The following is a 398-nucleotide window of genomic DNA, read 5'->3' on the forward strand; positions in this document are numbered from 1 at the left end:
CGCTACATTTCCCGCTACCGCGATAAATGGTTCGTGCCCGATAAGCGGGGTGGAATGCAAGTATTCACCTACAAGCCCAAACCCGGCGCTGAAGAGCAAATCTACCAGGCAATCTCGGATATCACGTTGTCGATGCGAACCAGCGACTACCTCACTCTCCCACCACTGACTGTCACGACCACCGAGGTGACCATGAACGGCAGGGAGCGCAAGGTGTATGACCGGTTAGCGGCAGAGATGGTAGTCGAGCTGGGCGATGAGGTGATTGACGCGGCCAATGCTGCCGTCCTGGCAGGTAAGCTCACCCAACTAGCGTCCGGTGCGATCTACACCGAAGCAGGCGACCCTATCGTGGTACACGGCCGCAAACTCGATGCCCTTGAAGACCTCATTGAAGC

At 57.3% G+C, this 398-nt stretch carries 1 pseudogene; it reads left to right on the top strand.

The features are described 5' to 3' along the window. Window positions 1-398: pseudogene (locus PG731_RS09090) on the top strand (ATP-dependent helicase); the annotation flags it as partial.

Source organism: Pauljensenia sp. OF14-1SRA (assembly GCF_027694595.1).
GTDB classification, from domain to species: Bacteria; Actinomycetota; Actinomycetes; order Actinomycetales; family Actinomycetaceae; genus Pauljensenia; species Pauljensenia turicensis_B.